General features: G+C 73.8%; 20 protein-coding genes and 1 pseudogene. 13 read left to right on the top strand and 8 right to left on the bottom strand.

The annotated features are described in order from the left end of the window. Positions 1–35 precede the first annotated feature (35 nt). The 6 genes from O7627_RS00790 to O7627_RS00765 all read left to right on the top strand — a co-directional run bounded on the left by O7627_RS00790 (position 36) and on the right by O7627_RS00765 (position 4,097). The gene (locus O7627_RS00790; RefSeq protein ID WP_278091568.1) at positions 36–260 is read left to right on the top strand and encodes a hypothetical protein; all 225 of its coding nucleotides are present in this window, start codon (positions 36–38) and stop codon (positions 258–260) included. 2 nt (positions 261–262) lie between these two features. Continuing rightward, entirely contained in the window at positions 263–706 is a 444-nt protein-coding gene (locus O7627_RS00785) for a TadE family protein (RefSeq protein ID WP_278091567.1), read from the top strand. After that, a complete protein-coding gene (locus O7627_RS00780) occupies positions 703–1,197 on the top strand; it encodes a TadE/TadG family type IV pilus assembly protein (protein WP_278091566.1) in 495 nt (164 codons plus the stop codon). Before O7627_RS00785 ends, O7627_RS00780 begins: the two co-directional genes overlap by 4 nt. Then, entirely contained in the window at positions 1,197–1,628 is a 432-nt protein-coding gene (locus tag O7627_RS00775; RefSeq protein WP_278091565.1) for a hypothetical protein, read from the top strand. Before O7627_RS00780 ends, O7627_RS00775 begins: the two co-directional genes overlap by 1 nt. A gap of 22 nt (positions 1,629–1,650) precedes the next feature. Next, positions 1,651–2,745, top strand: a complete 1,095-nt coding sequence (locus O7627_RS00770; RefSeq protein ID WP_278091564.1) for a LysM domain-containing protein — start codon at positions 1,651–1,653, stop codon at positions 2,743–2,745. Between the two features lie 113 nt (positions 2,746–2,858). Next, positions 2,859–4,097: an MFS transporter gene (locus O7627_RS00765; protein ID WP_278091563.1), complete on the top strand. Its 1,239-nt coding sequence runs from the start codon at positions 2,859–2,861 to the stop codon at positions 4,095–4,097. Here the strand turns inward: O7627_RS00765 and O7627_RS00760 are convergent. Beyond that, the gene (locus O7627_RS00760) at positions 4,050–4,901 is read right to left on the bottom strand and encodes a Rieske (2Fe-2S) protein (protein ID WP_278098100.1); all 852 of its coding nucleotides are present in this window, start codon (positions 4,899–4,901) and stop codon (positions 4,050–4,052) included. The two genes, O7627_RS00765 and O7627_RS00760, sit on opposite strands and share 48 nt — an antisense overlap. Before the next feature lie 100 nt (positions 4,902–5,001). Between O7627_RS00760 and O7627_RS00755 the strand changes: the two genes are divergently transcribed. After that, positions 5,002–6,042 (top strand): NAD-dependent epimerase/dehydratase family protein, encoded by a 1,041-nt coding sequence (locus O7627_RS00755; RefSeq protein ID WP_278091562.1) that lies wholly within the window; start codon positions 5,002–5,004, stop codon positions 6,040–6,042. 127 nt (positions 6,043–6,169) lie between these two features. After that, on the top strand, positions 6,170–6,481 hold the full coding sequence (locus tag O7627_RS00750; protein ID WP_278091561.1) for a hypothetical protein: 312 nt from the start codon (positions 6,170–6,172) through the stop codon (positions 6,479–6,481). Between the two features lie 50 nt (positions 6,482–6,531). On the opposite strand, the gene O7627_RS00745 is transcribed toward O7627_RS00750, so the two are convergent. Together O7627_RS00745 and O7627_RS00740 are read right to left on the bottom strand one after the other, a co-directional pair. After that, positions 6,532–7,359, bottom strand: coding sequence for an SAM-dependent methyltransferase (locus O7627_RS00745; RefSeq protein WP_278091560.1), 828 nt, complete (start codon positions 7,357–7,359; stop codon positions 6,532–6,534). Then, entirely contained in the window at positions 7,356–8,213 is an 858-nt protein-coding gene (locus tag O7627_RS00740) for an SAM-dependent methyltransferase (protein ID WP_278091559.1), read from the bottom strand. The genes O7627_RS00745 and O7627_RS00740 overlap by 4 nt, the downstream gene beginning before the upstream one ends. A 239-nt stretch (positions 8,214–8,452) precedes the next feature. Here O7627_RS00740 and O7627_RS00735 point away from each other — a divergent pair, with 239 nt between their 5' ends. Continuing rightward, on the top strand, positions 8,453–9,691 hold the full coding sequence (locus tag O7627_RS00735; RefSeq protein WP_278098099.1) for an MFS transporter: 1,239 nt from the start codon (positions 8,453–8,455) through the stop codon (positions 9,689–9,691). Positions 9,692–9,850: 159 nt separating this feature from the next. Here O7627_RS00735 and O7627_RS00730 read toward each other — a convergent pair whose 3' ends face one another. The 5 genes and pseudogenes from O7627_RS00730 to O7627_RS00710 form a co-directional block, all read right to left on the bottom strand. Further along, complete coding sequence (locus O7627_RS00730; protein WP_278098098.1) at positions 9,851–10,849, bottom strand: RNA polymerase subunit sigma-70; 999 nt, start codon at positions 10,847–10,849, stop codon at positions 9,851–9,853. A gap of 63 nt (positions 10,850–10,912) precedes the next feature. Continuing rightward, the gene (locus tag O7627_RS00725) at positions 10,913–12,283 is read right to left on the bottom strand and encodes an NAD(P)/FAD-dependent oxidoreductase (protein ID WP_278091558.1); all 1,371 of its coding nucleotides are present in this window, start codon (positions 12,281–12,283) and stop codon (positions 10,913–10,915) included. Positions 12,284–12,396: 113 nt separating this feature from the next. After that, positions 12,397–13,749 (bottom strand): hypothetical protein, encoded by a 1,353-nt coding sequence (locus O7627_RS00720; protein ID WP_278091557.1) that lies wholly within the window; start codon positions 13,747–13,749, stop codon positions 12,397–12,399. Positions 13,750–13,915: 166 nt separating this feature from the next. Next, on the bottom strand, positions 13,916–15,121 hold the full coding sequence (locus O7627_RS00715) for a deoxyribodipyrimidine photo-lyase (protein WP_278091556.1): 1,206 nt from the start codon (positions 15,119–15,121) through the stop codon (positions 13,916–13,918). Positions 15,122–15,438: 317 nt separating this feature from the next. Further along, positions 15,439–16,344: pseudogene (locus O7627_RS00710) on the bottom strand (phytoene/squalene synthase family protein); the annotation flags it as partial. 177 nt (positions 16,345–16,521) lie between these two features. Between O7627_RS00710 and O7627_RS00705 the strand changes: the two are divergent. Genes O7627_RS00705 through O7627_RS00690 form a run of 4 tightly spaced genes read left to right on the top strand, consistent with a single transcriptional unit; the run spans position 16,522 to position 20,676 of the window. Then, a complete protein-coding gene (locus O7627_RS00705) occupies positions 16,522–17,625 on the top strand; it encodes a polyprenyl synthetase family protein (protein WP_278098097.1) in 1,104 nt (367 codons plus the stop codon). A gap of 60 nt (positions 17,626–17,685) precedes the next feature. After that, a complete protein-coding gene (gene crtI, locus O7627_RS00700) occupies positions 17,686–19,167 on the top strand; it encodes a phytoene desaturase family protein (RefSeq protein ID WP_278091555.1) in 1,482 nt (493 codons plus the stop codon). Beyond that, positions 19,164–19,763, top strand: a complete 600-nt coding sequence (idi, locus tag O7627_RS00695; protein ID WP_278091554.1) for an isopentenyl-diphosphate Delta-isomerase — start codon at positions 19,164–19,166, stop codon at positions 19,761–19,763. Before crtI ends, idi begins: the two co-directional genes overlap by 4 nt. Next, positions 19,753–20,676: a MerR family transcriptional regulator gene (locus O7627_RS00690; protein ID WP_278091553.1), complete on the top strand. Its 924-nt coding sequence runs from the start codon at positions 19,753–19,755 to the stop codon at positions 20,674–20,676. The genes idi and O7627_RS00690 overlap by 11 nt, the downstream gene beginning before the upstream one ends. Positions 20,677–20,723: the final 47 nt, after the last annotated feature.

Below are 20,723 nucleotides of genomic sequence, written 5' to 3'. Positions count from 1 at the left end.
AGCCCTCCCCCAGATCATCGAGAAAGGAGCCATCCGTGAGATTCCCCCTCGACCTCTTCGACGCCTTACGCACCCGACTGACCGAGCTGCGGGTCACCGCCGAACGCGACCGGGGTGACAGCCCGGTTCCCACCGCCGTCATCATCGCCGGCCTGGCGATCATCGCCCTCGCGCTGGTCCTGCTGGCCGAGACCGCCGTCACCGACTGGATGGGTGAGATCCCCGGTGTGGGCGAAGGACCTGGCGGGGACGGCGGGTAGCCGTGCCGCACCGGACGTGGCCCACCGGGCGCCGCATCGCGTACGCGGTGCGGCGCGCGGTGGCGTGCCACGGCCGGGACCGGGGGGCGAACCCGGTGGAGTTGGCCATCCTGATGCCGGCGATCCTGGTGCTGCTGTTCGGTTCGATCCAGACCGCCGCCTGGTTCCTGGCCCGCACCACCGCCATGCACGCCGCTCAGCAGGCGGTGAACGCGCAGCGGGCCTATCAGGCGCCGGCCGGGGTCGGCGAGACGCAGGCCGAGAGCTTCCTCGACCAGGCCGGCGACTGGCTGGTCGACTGGGACGTGGCGGTGACGGTCAGCCCGGACACCGCCGAGGTCAGCGCCACCGTCGAGGGCGAGGCGCTGACGATCATCCCGTTCCTGCCGATGCCGGACATCTCGCAGACCGCGCACGGCACCGTGGAACGGTTCACCCCGCCATGACGGCCCGACGGTGGGCCGCCGCGGCGGCGAGGTCGAGGGAGCAAGGCTCCGCCTCCGTGGAGGTGGCGATCCTCGCGCCGGTCTTCATCTGGCTGATCGTGCTGGCCGGGATGGTCGGGCGGGCGGCCGTGGCCGGCCAGGCGATCGACTTCGCGGCGCACGACGCGGCGCGGGCGGCCTCCATCGCCCGGGACGCCGACGAGGCCAAGACCGCCGCCGCCGAGGCGGCCGCCGCCCAGCTCGACTGGACCGGGCTCTCCTGCGCGGACGAGCCGACGTTGGACTTCACCGGGCATGTCGGGGGCGACGAGGTGGGCTTCGACGAGGCGTTCGGCAGCCTGCCCGGCCAGGACGCGTCGGTGACGGTCACCGTCTCCTGCTTCGTCTCCTATCTGGACATCACGATCGCGGGGTTCGACATGGACGACGGCGCGTCGATGGAGGCCACCTTCACCTCGCCGCTGGACCGCTACCGGGCCCGGAGCGACTGATGGGCGAGCATGCCGCGCGGGACGCCGGCCGGGTGAGCCTGCTGCTCGCCGTGGCGCTGGGCGGACTGTTGATGGTCATCGGCCTCACCTACGACGGCGCCGGCCGGCTGCAGGCGGCCCAGCGGGCCGCGAACGTCGCCGCCGAGGCGGCCCGGGCCGGCGGCCAGGCCATCGACCTGGCGTCCGCGATCGCCGGCGGCGAGAAGGTGCTCGACGAGGCGGCGGCCACCCAGGCCGTCACCACCTACGTCTCCGACGTCGACGGCGCGGAGCTGGTGAGCGTCAGCTTCGACGAACCGGGCGAGCAGGACATCACCGTCGTCGTCACGGTCGACTACGACACGATCTTCCTCGATCTGTTCGGGTTCCCCGACACGATCGAGGTCACCGGCACCTCCACCGCACGACTACTCACCACCTCTGACGTGTAACCCCTCGCCCTAGGAGGCAGCGATGCCCACCCCGCGCGTCTCGGCGGCCCGGCGGACCGGCCAGTTCTTCACCGGTCTCGGCGCCCTCGCCGTCCTGGTCGCCGTGCTGGCCGGCGGCCCGATCGCGTTGCTGGCCTTCGCCGGCAACCCGCTGCCCGACCACGTTCCGACGCTCAGCGAGATCGGCACCACCCTGACCAGCCGCGACGACGGCCAGCTCTTCCTGCGGGCGCTGGCGCTGCTCGGCTGGGCCGGCTGGGCGACGTTCGCGCTCTCCGTACTCGTGGAGCTGCCGGCCCGGATGATCGGCCGGCCGGCGATCCGGCTGCCCGGGCTGAGCCGGCAGCAGCGGGCGGCGGCCGCGCTGGTCGGGTCGGTGGCGCTGATTCTGGTCGCCAGCCCGGCGGCCACCGCCGCGAGCACGATGACCGCACCGCACTACGCGCCGCCGGCGGCGCCGGCGGTCAGCGCGCCGGCCGTCGCCCGCCCGGCGCCGCCGGCGACCGCGGTGCGGGCGCCGCACTGGCTGGTCAACCAGGCCAGCAACAACACCGAGCCGGCTGATCCGGTCTACCGGGTGGAGCGGGGTGACTACCTGGGCCACATCGCCGACCGCTACCTGGGCGACTTCGACCAGTATCCGGAGCTGGCGAAGCTCAACAAGATCCGCAACCCGGACCGGATCCAACCCGGCCAGCTGCTGAAGATGCCGGCGGACGCCCGCGACCACGGCCTGCGCCCGCACGCCACCGGGCTGGTCCGGGTACCGCCGCCCCCGCCGCCGCCTGCCGATCAGGACCGGGCCGGGCGACCGGGGGCCGACGCGGCCGAACCGACGGCACCGCCGGAGTCGCCGGCCCCGCCGGTCCGGCCGCCGAGCGACGACGACGGCCGCACCGCGGGCGACGGCCGCACCACGTACGCCAGCGGAGCGGCCCGGTCCGGTGATCCGGGCGAGATGAACCGGCCGTTGGCGGTCTCCGCGGTGATCGCCGCCGCCAGCATCATCGGCGCCCAGATCGGCGCGGTGCTCGGGCTGCGCCGGCAGTCGGTGGGCCAGAGCGGCGAGATCGAGGTCGGGCGGCACCGCAACCGGTTCCGGCGGCCACGCGGCTGACCCCATCCGGCCGGGGCTCCTGGCCAGGGCTCCCCGGCCGCCGGGTGCGATCCCGGCCACTGCCCAGGCTAATTGGCTGGGCAGGTCGGCGGGGACGGCGGAGAATCCGGCAGGTGCCCGCAGCCACCCCGACCGCCGTCGCCCCCGCTCCCGCCGGGGTGACCCTGCGCGGCGCGGCCGTGGTGGGCGCCCTCGCCCTCGGCGCGTTCGCCTTCGTCACCACCGAGAACCTGCCGATCGGTCTGCTCCCGCTGATCGCGGCCGACCTGCAGACCTCGCTGTCCGCGGTGGGCCTGCTGGTCACCGGGTACGGGTTGACGGTGGCCGTGGTGTCGGTGCCGCTGACCCGGCTGACCCTGCGGATTCCGCGCCGCTTCCTGCTGTCCGGGTTGTTGACCGTCTTCGTGCTGGCCACCCTGCTCTCGGTGGCCTCCTCGACGTACTGGCTGCTGCTGGTCGCCCGGGTGGTCACGGCGCTCGCCCAGTCGGTGTTCTGGGGGGTGATCGCGGCGACCGCCAGCGGGCTGTTCCCGCCCCGGGTCCGCAGTCGGGTGATCGCGGTCGCGTACTCGGGCGGGTCGCTCGCCGCGGTGCTCGGCGTGCCGGCCGGCACCTGGCTGGGCCAGCAGGCCGGCTGGCGGGCTGCCTTCCTGGCGCTGAGCGGGCTCGGCCTGCTCGCCCTGGTGAGCATCGCGACGCTGCTGCCGACCACGCCGGCCGGGCAGGGGCACTCGGCCACCGGCACGGAACCGGACCGGCGCCGCTTCGTGGTGGTGCTGGTGGTGACCGCGCTGGCGGTGACCGGCCTGTTCACCGCGTACACGTATGTGGTCGCGTTCCTGACCGAGGTCAGCGGGTTCGCGTTGGAAACGGTGAGCCTGCTGCTCCTGGTTTTCGGGGCGGCCGGGGTGTTCGGGACGCTCGCGGCCGGCGCGCTCGCCGACCGGCACCCCCGCCCAGCGGTGATCGCGCCGGTGGCCACGGCGATGACCGCGCTGGCGGGGCTCTACCTGTTCGGTGCCGCCCAGCCGGCGGCGGTCGGCCTGGTCGGGTTGACCGGGATGTCGCTGGCCGCCGTCCCGACCGCGATGCAGAGCCGGATCATGCACATCGCCCCCGGCAGCACCGAGGTCGCGTCGGCGGCGAACGGCGCCGCCTTCAACGCGGGCATCGCCGGTGGTGCCCTGCTCGGCGGCGTGCTGCTACCGGTGGCCGGGGTGCGTGCCACCCCCCTGGTGGGGGTCGTGCTGCTCGCCGCGGCGCTGGCGGTCCTGCTCGCCGAGCCGCTGCTGGCCCGGGACCAGTCAGGGCAGGCGGGTGTGCAGGGTGCCGCCGATCACCCGGGTCGGTAGCACCTGCTGGTCGGTGCCGGCCGGTCCGTGAATCACCTCACCGCCGCCGAGCTCGAAGGTGCTGCCGTGCCAGGGGCAGATCACGCAGGTGCGGCCATCCACCCGGGCCACCTCCCCGCTGCCGAGCGGCCCGCCCTGGTGGGCGCAGCGCTCCAGCATCACCGTCACCTCGTCGCCGTCCCGGTAGACCACCACCGCGACGTCGTCGACCTTCCGGGTGACCAGGGTGGCCTCGGGGATGGCGGCCAGGTCGGCGACCGGGCGCCAGCCGTCCGACATCTGGTGCAGCTCCGGTACGCCCTGGTTGACGCCGGCCGCCTGCTTGTACGCCAGATGACCGCCGAGGTACGCGCCGCCGTTCACCGCGGCCAGCCCGAGAAATCCGAGGGTACGACCGGCGCGGTGCCGCCCGGCAAGCCGCGCCACCAGCGAGCCGGCGTAGCAGACCGTGCCCACCGCGTTCGCGGCGGCGTGGACCAGCCCGACCCGGCGCTGGTCCCGGGAGAGCTCCGCCCAGTCGTTCGCCCCGGCCGCCGCCGCCGGAACCGCGGCCGCCACCCCGACCGCGACCAGCACGGTGGCCGGCCGCCGCGGGCCGGGCAGCAGGTCGAGGATCGCCGCGCTGGTCCACGCCCCGATCGGGACCTGGGCCAGCGCGGGGTGCAGCGGATGCCCGAGCCAGACGCCGTGCAGCAGGTCACGGACCCGCTGCGACCGGAAGGTCGACCACACCCGCCGCTGGAGCTGGTCGGCTGCCCCGTCCAGCCGGGCGGCCCGCTCGATTCTCGTCAACGCTGCTCGCACCCGTTGCGGCTTCCCGGTCTCCGCGCCGACAAACCGGCGGGCGTCGAGCACCAGCCGACCCGTTCGGGCATGTCCGGCCGCCGGCCGGGTAGAGGCGGGGATGCGGATCGTGATCACCGGAGCCACCGGCAACGTCGGCACCGCCCTGCTGCGCCGGCTGTCCGACGAACCGGACATCGAGGTGATCGGCATCGCCCGCCGGACACCCCGCCCGGACGCCGGCCCCCCGTACCAGGGGGTGCGCTGGCACGCGCTGGACCTCGGCGACCCGGCCTGCCTGAAGCCGCTCACCGAACTGCTGGCCGGCGTGGACGCGGTCGTCCACCTCGCCTGGCGGATCCAGCCCAGTCACCGCAGGGCCCGGCTGCGCCGGACCAACCTCGGCGGCACCCGTCACCTGCTCACCGCGATGCTCGACGCGGGCATCAGGAAGCTGGTGTACGCCTCCTCGGTGGCCGCGTACTCGCCGGGTCCGAAGGATCGGCGGGTGGACGAGAGCTGGCCGACGACCGGGGTCGGCAGCTCCGGCTACAGCGTGGACAAGGCCGCGGTGGAGGCGCTGCTCGACCGGTACGAGCGGGAGCATCCGGAGTTGCTGGTGACCCGGCTACGCAAGGCGCTGGTCTTCCAACGGGACGCCGGCTCCGAGATCACCCGTTACTTCATCGGCCGGCTGGCGCCGACCTCGCTGCTGCGGACCGGCCGGTTGCCGGTGATCCCCCGGCACCGCCAGCTTCGCGGGCAGGTGCTGCACGCCGATGACGCCGCCGAGGCGTACCTGTTGGCGCTGCGCAGCGACCTGGTCGGGCCGTTCAACCTGGCCACCGAGCCGGTGCTCGACGGCCCGCTGCTCGCCGAGGAGCTCGGCGCCATGCCGGTTCCGACGCCGATGGTCGCGCTGCGGCTGGCGGTGCGGGCGGCCTGGCGGGCCCGGATCGTGCCGACCGAGCCGGGCTGGCTGGACCTGACCGCGTCGGCGCCGATCGTCGACTGTTCGCGGGCCCGGGACGAGCTCGGCTGGCGGCCCCGCCACGACGCCCGGCAGACCGTCCACGAGCTGCTGATGGGGATCGCCACCGGCGCCGGCACGGCGACCGCCAAGCTGCGCCCGTCCCGGCGGGCGGTGCACACCGGCAGCTGACCGCCAAGCTGCTCCCACTCCGGCGGCGGCATCGGCAGTTGAGGTGCCGGGGGTGGTCCCTTCGGGGTACCGGGGTTTCCGCTTCCGGGAGGACGACCCGGCCGCGTCCGCATGGTCTGGTGACGGTATGGCCACCCAGCCCGATCCCACCCGAGCCCGCGTATCCGGTCCGGTCGACGAAGCCATCGCCACCGAGCGACGACGCTGGTTGGCGCACCTCGCGCTCTACCTGGTCGCGCAGGTAGTGCTGGCGTTGCTGGGGCACTCCTGGCCGTACGCGGCGCTGACCGGCCAGCTGACCTGGGAGGAGATCGTCACCGGGAACATGGGCGGCGGCTGGCCGCTGCAGGCGAGCCGGATCTGGACCTTCGTCATCGTCGCCGACACGATCTGGTCCTGGGCGAGGATCGCCCGCTGGTCTGCTCGCGCCCGCCGCTGACCCGGCCGGGCCTCGTCGGCGGCCCGCCCGGCCGGGTCAGCGGCGACAGGTCACGGCTTGCGGGCCAGTGCGCCGGCGAAGGTGTGGTAGGTGTCGGTCTGCTCCGAGGGCGGCTCGTCGGGGTCGGGCCGCCAGTCCGCCACCGGCACCAGGCCCGGTTCGGCCAGTTCGAGGCCGTCCAGGTAGGTGAGGATCTCGTCGTCGGTGCGCCACCGTCCGGTGCCGAGCGTCTGGTTGAACAGCTTCTCGACCTCCCGCGCCTTGCGGGACGCGTCCGGGTGCGCCTCGCCCGGGTCCCGGAAATGCGAGATCGCCACCCAACTGCCGGACGGCAACGCGTCGATCATCATCCTGGCGATTCCGGCCGGGTCTTCTTCATCGGAGAGGTGGTGCAGGATGGCGAAGAGCAACAAGCCGACCGGCCGATCGAAGTCGATGAACCGACGCACCTCCGGATGCTCCAGAATCGCGTTCGGCTCCCGCAGATCCGCCTGGATCACCGTCGCAGAACCACCGTCAGCGAGCAACGCCCGACCGTGCGCCAACACGATCGGATCATTGTCGACATACACCACCTTCGCCTGCGGATTCGACTCCTTGGCGATCTGATGCACATTCCCCTGCGTCGGCAACCCCGAACCGACGTCGATGAACTGGGTGATCCCCTGGTCAGCCACCAGATGCCGAACCACCCGGCGGAGGAACGCCCGACCGGCGCGGCCGGCCTCGGGACCGTCCGGAGTGATCTCCAGCGCCTTCTGGGCCACCATCCGGTCCACGGCGAAGTTGTCCTTGCCGCCGAGCATCCAGTCGTAAACCCGGGCGACGCTGGGGACAGTGGGGTCGACGCCGGTGGGCACCCATTCCTCGTCGGTCATCCCGCACCTCCATCCTCGCTGGATACGCCCGGCTTCCGCGCCAACACACCGACGAAGGTGTGGTACGTGTAGGTCTGCTCCGACGGCGGATCGCCGGCGTCGGGACGCCAGTCGGGCAGTGGCACCAGTCCCGGCTCAACCACGTCGAGACCGTCCAGGTAGGTGAGGATCTCCTGGTCACTGCGCCACCGTCCGGTGCCGAGCGTCTGGTTGAACAGCTTCTCGACCTCCCGCGCCCTGGCCGACGCATCCGGGTGCGCCTCGCCCGGGTCCCGGAAGTGCGAGATCGCCACCCAACTACCCGGCGGCAACGCGTCGATGAGCGTCCGGGTGACGCCGGCCGGGTCCTCGTCGTCGGAGAGATGGTGCAGGATCGCGAAGAGCAACAAACCGACCGGCCGATCGAAGTCGATGAACCGACGCACCTCCGGATGCTCCAGAATCGCGTTCGGCTCCCGCAGATCCGCCTGGATCACCGTCGCAGAACCACCGTCAGCGAGCAACGCCCGACCGTGCGCCAACACGATCGGATCATTGTCGACATACACCACCTTCGCCTGCGGATTCGACTCCTTGGCGATCTGATGCACATTCCCCTGCGTCGGCAACCCCGAACCGACGTCGATGAACTGGGTGATCCCCTGGTCAGCCACCAGATGCCGAACCACCCGGCGGAGGAAGGCGCGGTTGGCGCGTCCGGCCTTCGCGCCGTCCGGAGTGATCTCGTTGGCCTTTTCGGCCACCATCCGATCGATGGCGAAGTTGTCCTTGCCACCGAGGAAGAAGTCGTAGACCCGGGCGACACTGGGGACGCTGGTGTCGACGCCGGTCGGCGCCCACTCTTCATCCGTCACCGTGTTCTCCTCCGTCCTCGGTGGAAAACGCCCTCCGGGCGCGTTCGTGAATTCTAGCCACGTCCCGCAAAGCCCGGTGCCCGCCCACCGGCCGGCACCGGACCAGGGGCGGCACCAGGCCAGGGCCGGCCTTCCGCTCGGAGCGTAGCCACTGGTCGCCGGGGCGTACCCGCTGGAATGCTTCGGCGGTGATCCTGGCTGTGCTGTCCCGCGCCGTCCGGTCGACGCCGTACCGACCGGTGGTCGCGCACCCGGTGCTGCGCCGGTTGCTGCCGGGCTTCACCCTTTCCTACCTCGGCGACGCGATGAGCCTGCTGGCGGTGAGCTGGCTGGCCATCCAACTCGCACCCGGGCGGGCGGCCGGCCTCTGGGTCGCCGCCGCGGTGGCCGCGTACACCCTGCCCGGGGTGCTGGGGACGGTGCTGTTCGGCCGGCTGCTGGCCGGTCGGTCCGGTGCCCAGCTCGCGGCCTGGGACGCCACCCTACGGGCGGCCGGGCTGTTCCTGATCCCGATCTGCTACCTCGCCGGGGTGCTGGAGATCTGGCTCTACGTGACCCTGCTCGGCCTCTCCGCGTTGTTGAGCGCGTGGGGGTCGGCCGGCCGGTTCACCCTGGTGGCCGAGTTGCTGCCCGAGCGACACCGGCTGGCCGGCAACGCCCTGATCAGCCTGCTCGGCGAGACCTCCGGGCTGTTCGGGCCGGCGCTGGCGGCGATCGTCATCGCGTTCGGCGGTCCGGTCCTGGTGATCACGATCGACGCGGCGACCTTCGCCGTGCTGGCGCTGAGCTACGCGTTCGGTGTGCCGCGAACGGCACGGGCCGCGCCGGAGGACCGGCCGACGGCCCGGCTGGCCGGGTTCGCGTTGATCCGCGCCGACCGGCGGCTGCTCGGGCTGGTCACCCTGGTCTTCGCGTTCTTTTTCCTGTACGGGCCGGTGCAGGTGGCGTTGCCGATCCACGCGGCCAGGGAGCTCGGCTCGGCCGGTGCGCTGGCCGCGTTCTGGACGGTCTTCGGGGTCGGGGCGGTGATCGGCGGCTTCGCGGCCGGCTACCTGCGCCGGTGGCGGCTCTGGCCGACCACGATCGGCATCGTGATCGGGTGGGGGGCCGCCCTGCTGCCGCTCGGCTTCGGCGCGCCGACCGGGGTCGCGCTGGCCGCGTTCGCCCTGGGCGGGCTGATCTGGGCGCCCTTTCCGGCGACCACGATGGCGATGCTGCAGCGGTCGACGGACGACCGGACCCGGGCTCAGGTGCTGGCCGCGTACTCGGCGCTGGCGATGCTCTCCGTTCCGCTCGGCACCATGGTCGGCGGCCCGCTGGTCACCGGCCTGGGCGCCCGCGCGACGATCCTCGCCGCCGGCCTGGCCACCGTGGCCGTCGGCGCGGTGGCCGCCTGGGTCGTCCTGCGCCACCGCCATCACCACCGCACCCTCCCCCCGCACCCACAACAGGAGAACGCCGAGCCGCGCAGCCATTGACCGGCCCAACCGCGATCCTCTTGTTGATCTGGGCGCTACTGCTGTTAAACCTCACCGGTAACAGCAGTAGCGCTCAGATCGTCAACGGTTCGCCGCCGGCCGGACGCAGGTTTGCCCGGAGTTCACGAACGAACCCAGTCATATTGCCGGTGAAGGTCGCTACTCGGTCCCGTCCGCGGGCAGGCGCTCCGGCAGGCCGAACCGCGGGAACCGGTCGGCGTGGAACGTGACGATCTCGGTGATCGCGCCGCCGGTGACCCGCAGGACGTCGAGGGTCAGCGGCAGGTACGCGCCCTCGGACTGCCGCCAGTGGTAGAAGGCGACGGCGGGCTGCCGGTTGGCGGTGGTGGGTACCGCGCGCAGGCCGGTCATGCCCGGGAAGCCGTCGTCGACCCAGTTGTTCAGCACCGCGTCGCGGCCGACGTACAGCCCCGGCGTGGGCGGCATCGAGCAGCGGACGTCGTCGCGGAGCAGCGTGGCCAGCCGGTCGATGTCGGTGGCCACGCTGGCGTCGGTGAAGCGGCGTACCAGCTCGCGGGTTCCGGCGTCCTCGTCGCTGCCGGTCCAGTCCTGCCGCTCGGCGGGCAGGTGCTCCCGCATGCCGGCGCGGGCCCGCTGCAGCGCGCTGTTGACCGAGTTGACCGAGTCGCCGAGCAGCTCCGCCACGTCCTTCGCCGGCCAGCCGACCACGTCCCGCAGGATCAGCACGGCCCGCGGGCGCGGCGCGAGGTGCTGGACCGCGACCAGGTACGCCAGCTCGATGGTCTCCCGGGCCACGGCGACGGCCTCCGGCTCGTCCGCGTCGCCAGCGGGCAGTTCGTCGAGCAGCCGGTCCGGGTACGGCTGCAACCACCGCACCTCGCCCCCGGTCGCCGGTTCCGGCCGCCGCTTGGCGAGCAGGTCCAGGCAGGCGTTGGTGGCGATCCGGTACAGCCAGGCCCGGAACGTCGACCGTCCCTCGAAGGTCTCCCGCCGCCGCCAGGCGCGCAGGAACGTCTCCTGCACGGTGTCCTCGGCGTCCTCGAACGACCCGAGCATCCGGTAGCAGTGCACGTGCAGCTCCCGCCGGTGCCGCTGCGCCAGCCGCGAGAAGCCCGGCTCGTCGACCGCGCCCAGCCCGCTCCCACCTGTCTCGTTCGACCGCAGGTCCGCACCCATCACGTCAGCCTTCCACCTCGTCAGATCCGTCATAGGTGTGACGGGTGCGGCCGCGCGAACTCATCACCCCAGGTCGCGTACGGCGTCGCCGATGGCGCGGTGGAAGGTCGGGTAGGCGTACATGGTGTGCCGCAGGGTCTCCACCGGGACGCCGGCCTGCACCGCGACCGCCAACGCGCCGAGCACCTCGCCGCCGGACGGGCCGGCCGAGGTCGCCCCGACCAGGACGCCCCGGTCTGCGTCGGCGACCACCTTGATGAAGCCGGCGTTGCCGGGGCCGTGGATGAAGCCCCGGGACGAGCTGCTCAGCGTGGTGTGGCCGGTCCGCACCGGGATGCCGCGCTCCCGGGCCTGCCGTTCGGTCAGGCCGACCGCGCCGATCTCCGGATCGGTGAAGGTCACCCGCGGCAACGCGTGGTAGTCGGCCGGCGGCCCCGGCTCGCCGAGGATGTCCCGGACCGCGATACCGGCCTGGTACATCGCGGTGTGGGTGAAGGGACCCTTGCCGGTCACGTCGCCGACCGCCCAGAGCCCGTCCGCGCCAGCCACCCGCAGCCGGTCGTCGACGCCGAGGAACCGCTGGTCGGCGTCCACCCCGACGCTGGCCAGGCCGAGGCCGCCCAGCCGCGCCGACCGGCCGGTGGCCACCAGCAGCCGGTCGCCGTGGGCGGGCTCGCCCCCGGTGAGGTGCACGGTGAAGCCACCGTCGCCGTACTCGACCCGGTTGGCCCGGACCCCGCAGCGGATCTCGACGCCGTCGGAGCGCAGCGCGGCGGCGGCCAGCTCGGAGGACTCCGGCTCCTCGACCGCCAGCACCCGGTCGCCGGGCTCGACGATGGTGACCCGGCAGCCGAACCGGGCGAACACCTGGGCCAGCTCCAGCCCGATCGCCCCGGCGCCGAGGATCACCAGCGAACCGGGCAGCTCCTTCGCCTCGATCGCCTCCCGGTTTGTCCAGTACGGCGTGTCGGCGAGCCCGTCGATCGGCGGCACCACGGCTGCCGTGCCGGTGCCGAGCACCACCGCCCGGGACGCCTCGAACACCGCGTCGCCGACCCGGACCCGACCGGGGCCGTCGAGCGTTCCGGTGCCCCGGACGAACCGGCCGCCCTTGCCGGTGAAGCGTTCGACGGCGGCGGTGTCGTCCCAGTCGGCGGTGGCCACCTCGCGGATCCGGGTCGCCACCGGGGTCCAGTCCGGCTCGACCCGGGCCCGGCCGGCCAGGTCGTCGACCCGGCGCGCCTCGGCCAGCGCGTTGCCGGCCCGGATCATCATCTTGCTCGGGATGCAGCCCCAGTACGGGCATTCGCCGCCGACCAGGTTGTGTTCGACGCCCACCACCGCCAGGCCGGCCTCGGCCAGCCGGCCGGCCACCTCCTCGCCACCCACGCCGAGCCCGACGACGACCACATCCACCCGCTCCGGTTCCGTCATCCCGCCAGCATGCCGCAGCCCGGGAACGCCCGGCCACCCGCCGGGTGGCCGGGTCGATGAACGGCTGCGGCCCCGCCCACCGAATCGGTGAGCGGGGCCACAGCGCCGTGGGGTCAGTGCCGGCCGGGCCGGTACTGCCGCCGCCGGGTCATCAGCAGGATCACCACGCCGGCGACGAGCAGGGCCACCCCGGCACCGCCGATGACGAAGGTGTTCACGCCGGTGAACGCGAGGTTGCCGCCGTCATCGTCGGCGCCGTTGTCCGCGACCTGGTCGAGGGTGGCCAGGTCGTCGGCCGGCGGCGCGGGCGCCTCGGTCGTCTCGTCCGGAGCGGGCGCCTCCGCCGCGGGCGGCTGCTCGTCGTCCGGCTGCTCGGCCGGCGGCTTCTCGTCGTCGGGCTGCTCGGCGGGCGGCTGCTCGTCGTCGGGCTGCTCAGCGGGCGGCTGCTCGTCGTCGGGCTGCTCAGCGGGCGGCTGCTCGCCACCGGGCTGCTCGGCCGGCGGCTCCTCGTCGTCGGGCTGCTCGGCCGGCGGCTGCTCCCCACCCGGCTCCTCAGCGGGCGGCTCCTCAGCCGGCGGCTCCTCAGCCGGCGGCTCCTCAGCGGGCGGCTCCTCGGCCGGGGGCTCCTCAGCGGGCGGGTCCTCGGCCGGCGGCTCCTCGCCCGGCTGGACCTCGATGCGGACGGAGTCGATCGCCGGGATCTGGTTGGCCCGCGCCATCATCGGGATGCGGTGCGAGCCGTCCCCCGCCCACGACGCGCACTGCGCGACACCGGCCGGCAGCCCCGGCACCGTGATGGTCACCGTGTCGGACTCGGCACCGCCGCCACCGTCCTCGGTCGCCACGAAGAACGCCGGCACCGGCGACGGGTCGACCGCCGCGTCGGTGCTGTCGAGGATCCGGCACGCGGTGTGGAAGTGTCCCCGGACCAGACCCTCGTCGGTGAGCAGGGACGATTCGACGTAGTACCCGCCGCGCGCGGCCGGCAGGAACCGGTCCCGCACCAGGTTGCGGGTGCTCACCTCAAGCTGGAACTGCTCACCGGCGGTGACCCGGCGGGGCGCCTCGGCGATCAGCAGCGTCGGGTTATTCGCCGCGTCGCCCACCTCGCCGAAGGCGGTCGAGACGCACCGGTTGCCGTCCTGGAAGCCGGTGTGCGCCTCCAGGTCGCTGTTGTCGCAGTTGTTGCCGAGGATCTCCAGTCCGCCGGGGCTGGCGGTCGGCGCGGCGCTGCTCGGGGCGGCGTCACCCGGGGCGGGGCTACTCGGCGCGGCGCTGCTCGGGGCGGCCTCGCTCGGGGTCGCGCTACCTTCGGCGGCGCCGGGCGATGGGGGGTTGGTCTGGGCCAGGGCTGCCTGGCTGATGCCGACCAGGCCGCCGAACGCGGCCAGGGTGACGATGGCGACCGCGGCGCGACGGCCGGGCCCACGACCGGCTGACGGGCGATCGTGGTTGGACCGACGCATATCCGTACCTCCGACTGTTTGCTGCGAACTCGGACCGGGGTCACGCCGAGGTGCCGCACGCAATACCGTAGGGATCGGTTCATGGAGATACCAACCCAGCCGGGAGATATCAGCGGCTCTTCAAGCACGCCTAAAGAAAACTTATAACTGAGCAGTCACACAGCGGTCAGTCCACTACACCGTGCCGTCGGCGGTACTCCCCGGCCGGGTCGTACCGCTCCGCCTGCCGGTCGGGGTTGAAGCGCCGGTACGGCCGGGTGTCGTTGCCGGTGCCGGCCACCCACTGCCAGTTCCCGGAGTTGTTCGGCACGTCGCCGTCGAGCAGCCAGCGGAAGAAGACCCGCTGGCCGTCCCGCCAGTCCTGCCCGAGCTGTTTGGTCAGGTAGGAGGCGGTGACCAGCCGGGCCCGGTTGTGCATCCAGCCCTCCTCGCGCAGCTGCCGCATCCCGGCGTCCACAAGCGACACCCCCGTCCGCCCGTGCGCCCAGGCGTCGAGCGTGCCGGTGTCGTAGCCCCAGTCGTCGCGCGCGCCGGGCCGGTAGGGCCGGCGGCCGATGTCCGGGAACGCCCAGGCCACCTGATAGTAGAAGTCGCGCCAGCAGAGCTGCCGGGCGAACGGCCCCTCGCGCTCGCCGGCCGCCAGCGCCACCGACAGCGGCGACAGGCAGCCGAACCGCAGGTACGGGCTGAGTCGGGAGGTGCCGTCGCCGGCCAGGTCGTCGTGCAGGTCGTCATACCGGTCCAGGGTGGGCAACCAGTCGCGCAGCCGGCGCCGGCCCACGGTCTCGCCACCCGCGGCGGCCCGGGGCGACTCGCCGGTCGGCGCCGCGGGCAGCCGGCCGACCGCGACTCCGGTCGGCAGCGCGACGGCCGTCGGTGCGGCCACCTCGTCGCGCCACTTCGCCGCCACCCAGCGGCGGAAGTAGGGGCTGAACACCCGGTAGTGGTCGCCGCCGCCCGGGGTCAGCTCGCCGGGGTCGACCACGGTGAGGCCACCGAAGACGCGCAGCGCGATCCGGTGCCGTTCGCACTCGGCGCGCAGCCGGGCCTCCCGGCGCCGGGCGTAGTGGCTGACGTCGGCGGAGACCGCCACCCCCTCGGCGCCCACCTCGGTGGCGAGCCGGATCGTCTCGGCCACCGGATCACCGTGCCGCAGCACCAGGTCACCGCCGAGCCCGCGCAGCGTTTCGCGGAGGTCGACCAGGCACTGGTGCAGGAACCGGTCCCGGTTCGGTGACCGGCCGGCCAGCGCCGGGTCCAGCATGAACAGCGGCACCACCCGCTCGAAGTTCGCGCCGGCGGTCGCCAGCGCCGGCTGGTCGCGCACCCGCAGGTCGCGGGTGAACAGGACCACCGCGGTGCGCGCACTCACCGGCCCGGCGCCGACTGATCGCCCTCCCCGGCCACCCCCGGGGGTACGCGGGCAGCCGCCGATCGCGCCCGGCCACCGCTCTCGGCGGCCGCCGAGGTCGACCCGCCCGACGCCGACCCCGACGCGGCGCCATCGAGCGCCGGACCCGGCGAAGAGCCGGCAGGCGCCGATCCCGACGCCGACCCGGGCGCCGAACCCGACACGGACCCGCCCGACGCCGACCCGGGCGCCGAACCCGACACGGACCCGCCCGACGCCGACCCGGGCGCCGAACCCGACACGGACCCGCCCGACGCCGGACCCGGCGCGGAGCCGTCGAGCGCCGGACCCGGGATGGTGACCGGGGTGCCGGCGGGGGTGAGCAGGGCGCGGGCCACCTCGGCGGCGCGGCGGCGGCGCAGGACGGTGGCCCGCCGGGTGAAGACGTCGTAGTCGGCGGCAGCCACCTCGTCGAGGATGCCGCCGTAGAGCCGGTAGGCGGTCCGGATGCAGGTCTGCGAGGTCGGGTTCAACAGCACGACCCCCGGGGCGGCGGCGGCGTAGTGCGCCTGGGCGCGGCTGACCTCGTACTCGATCAGGTCTTTGATCTTCGGGGTGGCCGTCCGGCGCTCGGCGGCGGCGGCCAGGTCGTCGCGGGTCACCTCGAACTTGGCGAGGTCCTCGTCGGGCAGGTAGGTGCGGCCGCGGGCCAGGTCCTCGGCGACGTCGCGGATGAAGTTGGTGAGCTGGAACGCGAAGCCGAGCTGGCGGGCCGGTTCGCGGGCCGCCGCCCGGTCGGCGGAGCCGAGGATCGGCAGCATCATGGTGCCGATGACGGCGGCCGAGCCCTCCATGTAGTCGAGCAGGTCGTCGTAGCTGCGGTAGCTGGTGACGGTCAGGTCCATCGCCATGCTGCGCAGGAAGGAGGCGAAGTCCTCCCGGTCCAGGTCGAAGACGGCGATGGTGTGCAGCACGGCGGGCAGCAGCGGGTCGTCCACGGCGGCGCCGCGCAGGCCGGCGACGAACCGGTCCGACCAGTCGGTGAGCCGGGCCGCCCGTTCGGCCGGCGGCAGGTCCTCGGTCCGGTCGACGATCTCGTCCGCGTAGCGGGTGAAGCCGTAGAGCGCGTGCACGTGCCGCCGTTTCCAGGCGGGCAGCAGCCGGGTCGCGAGATAGTAGGTGCGGCCGTGATGTTTGTGCAGCTCACGACAGCGTTCGTAGGCCGCGTTCAGGCTGTCGTCCACGGGTTCGCCTCCACTGTCCACCGTTTGCTGATCCCCCGGGCGCTGTCGGTCCACCCGATGAATCGACGCAGAAATCGACGCAACTCGTAAGCCTAGGGTATGGTCAGCCAGGTGGCCAACGATGCGGTTGCGGAAGCGGTTGCGGGCAGCGCGCTCCGCGAGGCGCCCCGACCACCGCTGGCCGCCGACGTCGACGTGCTCGATGCCGAGCTCACGGCGGCGGTCGAGACCACCCTGCGGGCCTTCCTGATCGGCGAGAGCGGCGCGCTACGGGAGGTCGACCCGGCGCTCGGCGACTTCGCCCAGGTGGCCCAGGACTGCGTGCTCGGCGGCGGCAAGCGGCTGCGGCCCAGGTTCGCGTACTGGGGATGGCACGGCCTCGCCGGTGCCGACGAGTCCCTCACCCCGATCCTGCCCGCGCTCGCCGCGCTGGAGCTGCTGCACACCTTCGCGCTGGTGCACGACGACGTGATGGACGGGTCGGCCACCCGGCGGGGCCGGCCCACCGCCCACCGGACGCTCACCGAGCGGCACGCCGCCAGCGACCGCACCGGCGACGCCGACCGGTTCGGGCAGGCCGGCGCGATCCTGGTCGGTGACCTCTGCCTGGTCTGGGCCGACCGGCTGCTCGGCCACACCGCGCTGCCCGCCGGCACCGTGCTGGCGGCCCGGCGCTGCTACGACCAGATGCGGGTGGAGACCGTGGCCGGGCAGTACCTCGACGTCCTCGGCGAGACCGACACCCGCAACTGGTCGGTGGATCGGGCGCTGCGGGTGGCCCGCTACAAGACGGCCAGCTACACCGTCGCGCACCCGCTGCTGTTCGGCGCCGCCCTCGCCGGCCACACCCCCGGCACCCCGGCCACCGAGGCGTACCTGCAGTACGGGCTCGCCGTCGGCGAAGCGTTCCAACTCCGCGACGACCTGCTCGGCGTCTACGGCGACCCGGCCACCACCGGCAAACCGGCCGGCGACGACCTGCGGACCGGCAAGCCGACCGCGCTGCTGATGCTGGCCCGCGAGCTGGCCACCGGCGACCAGCGGGCGGAGTTGGACGCCGCACCGACCCGGCTGGCCGGCGCCACCGACGCCGAGGCCGGCGACGAGGTGGCCCGGCTGGCCGAGTTGGTGGCGGCCACCGGCGCGGTCCGGCACGTCCAGAAGATGATCGACGAGCGGGTGGCCGAGGCGCTGACCGTGTTGCGGGACGCGCCGGTCAGAGCCGCCGCGCGCCAGGCGCTCACCGGCCTCGCGACGGCCGCCACGCAACGCCAGGCATGATTTCGGGACGCCGACACACCGGTGACGGCGGCGGCACGGGGATCTTCGGGAGGTGATCGGGTGCGGACGGTGAGTGGACGGACCGACCGGGTGGTGATCGTCGGCGCCGGCCTCGGCGGGCTGGCCTGCGCATTGCACCTGGCCGGCAGCGGACGGCAGGTCACCATCCTGGAACGCGAACCGGTGCCGGGCGGCCGGGCCGGACGGCTCTCCGTGGACGGCTACGAGTTCGACACCGGGCCGACGGTGCTGACCATGCCCGACCTGATCGCCGAGGCGCTGGACGCGGTGGGCGAGCGGCTCCCCGACTGGCTGGAACTGCAGCCACTCGACCCGGCCTACCGGGCGCACTACCCGGACGGCTCCACGCTGGACGTGATCACCGACACTACCCGGATGGCGGCCGAGATCTCCCGGGTCTGCGGCCCCCGGGAGGCCGACGGTTACCTGCGGTTCGTCGACTACGCCCGGGACCTGTGGCGGCTGGAGCGGGCCGACTTCATCGACCGCAACCTCGACTCGCCGATCGACCTGCTCAACGCCAACCTGCTCCGACTGCTCACCGCCGGCGCGTTCCGGCGCCTCCAGACGAAGATCAACCAGTTCTTCGCCGACCCGCGGACCCGCCGGATCTTCTCCTTCCAGGCCATGTACGCCGGCCTCGCCCCACACGACGCGCTCGCCATCTACGCCGTCATCGCGTACCTCGACTCCGTCGCCGGGGTCTACTTCCCCCGCGGCGGCATCCACGCGGTCGCCCGCGGCATGGCCGGCGCCGCCGAGAAACACGGCGTCCAGATCCGGTACGACACCACCGTCAACCGGGTCGAGACGTCCGCCGGCCGGGCCGTCGCGGTGATCACCGACCAGGACGAGCGGGTGCCGGCCGACGTCGTGGTGCTCAACCCCGACCTGCCGATCGCCTACCGCGACCTGCTGCCGCCGGCCCGGCAGCGCCGGCTGCGCTACTCCCCGTCCTGCGTGGTGCTGCACGTCGGCTCGCGGCAGGCGTACCGGAAGATCGCCCACCACAACATCCACTTCGGCCGGGCCTGGAAGGGCACCTTCGACGAGCTGATCCGCCGGGGCGAGCTGATGACCGACCCGTCGCTGCTGGTCACCAACCCCAGCCGGACCGACCCGACCGTGGTGCCGGAGGGCCGACAGTCCTACTACGTGCTCGCCCCGGTGCCCAACCTTGACCGAGCCGAGCTGGACTGGCGCGGCGACCTGCCCCGCTGGTACTCGGAGCAGCTGATGCGGACCCTGGAGGACCGCGGCTACGTCGGCTTCCGGGACGGCGTGGAGGTGCTGCGCACCGTCACCCCGGCCGACTGGGCCGACGCCGGGATGGCCGCCGGGACCCCGTTCGCCGCCGCCCACAACTTCCTGCAGACCGGCCCGTTCCGGCCGACGAACCTGCACCGCAAGCTGGAGAACGTGGTCTTCGTCGGCTCCGGCACCCAGCCCGGGGTGGGCGTACCGATGGTGTTGATCTCCGGCAAGTTGGCCGCCGCCCGGGTGACGGGAGCGGCCGCGTGAACCCGTCCCGGGAACAACACCTGGTCGAACTGGTCGACGACGCCGGCCGGCCGGTCGGGGAACGCACCGTCGAGGAGGCACACCAGGCACCCGGTCTGCTGCACCGGGCGTTCTCGGTGCTGCTCGTCGACGACGACGGCCGGATCCTGCTGCAGCGCCGGGCGGCCACCAAGACCCGGTTCCCGCTGCGCTGGGCGAACTCCTGCTGCGGTCATCCGGCCCCCGGCCAGTCGTTGCCGGCCGCCGCCAACCGGCGCCTCGACGAGGAGCTCGGCGCCCCGCCGGTCGAGCTGACCGAGGTGGGGGTGCACCGCTACCAGGCCACCGACCCGGCCACCGGCCGGGTGGAGTACGAGTACGACCACGTCCTGCGCGGCGCCCTGCCGCCCGGCGCGACGCTGCGGCCCGACCCGGAGGAGGTCGCCGAGCTGCGTTGGGCGGACCCGGTCGCGCTGCGGGCCGAGCTGGCCGCCGACCCTTCGTCGTACGCCCCCTGGCTGGCCGGGGTGCTCGACCGGTTCATCGAGGCCGCCCCGGTCGATCCCGTCCCGGAGCGGTCGGCCGAACCTGTTCCGGAGCGGTCGGGTGAGCGATGACGGCCTGAGCGCGGGGGCCGTGGCACGCCGGCTCGGCGTCGCCGTCACCACGCTGCGCACCTGGCACCAGCGGTACGGGCTGGGGCCGAGCGGACACGTCCCGGGCCACCACCGGCGGTACACCCCGGCGGACCTGGCCCGGCTGGAGATCATGCGGCGGCTCACCGCCGACGGAGTCAGCCCCGCCGAGGCCGCCCGCTGGGCCCGGCACGCGTCGGCGACCGCCACCCCGGTGGTGTCGACCGCCCGCGACGGCGGCGGCTCCACCATCCCGGTCGGCCGGGCCGGACCCGCCGCCCGGGGACTGGCCCGGGCCGCGATGCGGATGGACGCCATCGGCATGGTGTCGGCGATCGAACGCGCGATCTCCACCGCGGGAGTGGTCGCCGCCTGGGATGACGTGCTCCGCCCGGTACTGGCCGGGATCGGCGAACGGCACGCCAGCACCGACGGGCTGATCGAGGTGGAGCACCTGCTGTCCCGCTCGGTGTCGGCGGTCTTCGCCACCGTCACCCGACCGCCGGCCGGGCCGCACCCGCCCCGGATCCTGCTCGCCTGCGCCGACGAGGAGCACCACACCCTGCCGCTGGAGGCGCTCGCCGCGGCGCTCGCCGAGGCGGGCGCCGGTTGCCGGCTGCTCGGCGCCCGGGTGCCGCCGACGGCGCTGGCCGAGGCCGTCAACCGAACCGGGCCGACCTCGGTGGTCGTCTGGTCGCACTCCCGCGCCACCGGCGATCCCGGGCAGCTCGCCACCCTGCTCGCCGGCCGGCACCGCCCCCCGGTGGTGCTGGCCGCCGGCCCGGGCTGGCGGGCCGGGGTGCCCGCCGGAGTGCTCCGGCCGACCGGCCTCGGCGAGGCGGTCGAGCTGCTACTCGCCGCGCTCGAACCGCCCCGGCGCTCGACCGCCAGCTAACCCCGGGGCTCAACTCCGAGGCGGATTTGCGTTAGCGTGGCCCCCTG

The organism is Solwaraspora sp. WMMD1047 (assembly GCF_029626155.1).
Taxonomy (GTDB): Bacteria; Actinomycetota; Actinomycetes; order Mycobacteriales; family Micromonosporaceae; genus WMMD1047.
Note: the sequence above shows the minus strand (reverse complement) of the source record. Positions and strands in the feature narration are given on the sequence as shown.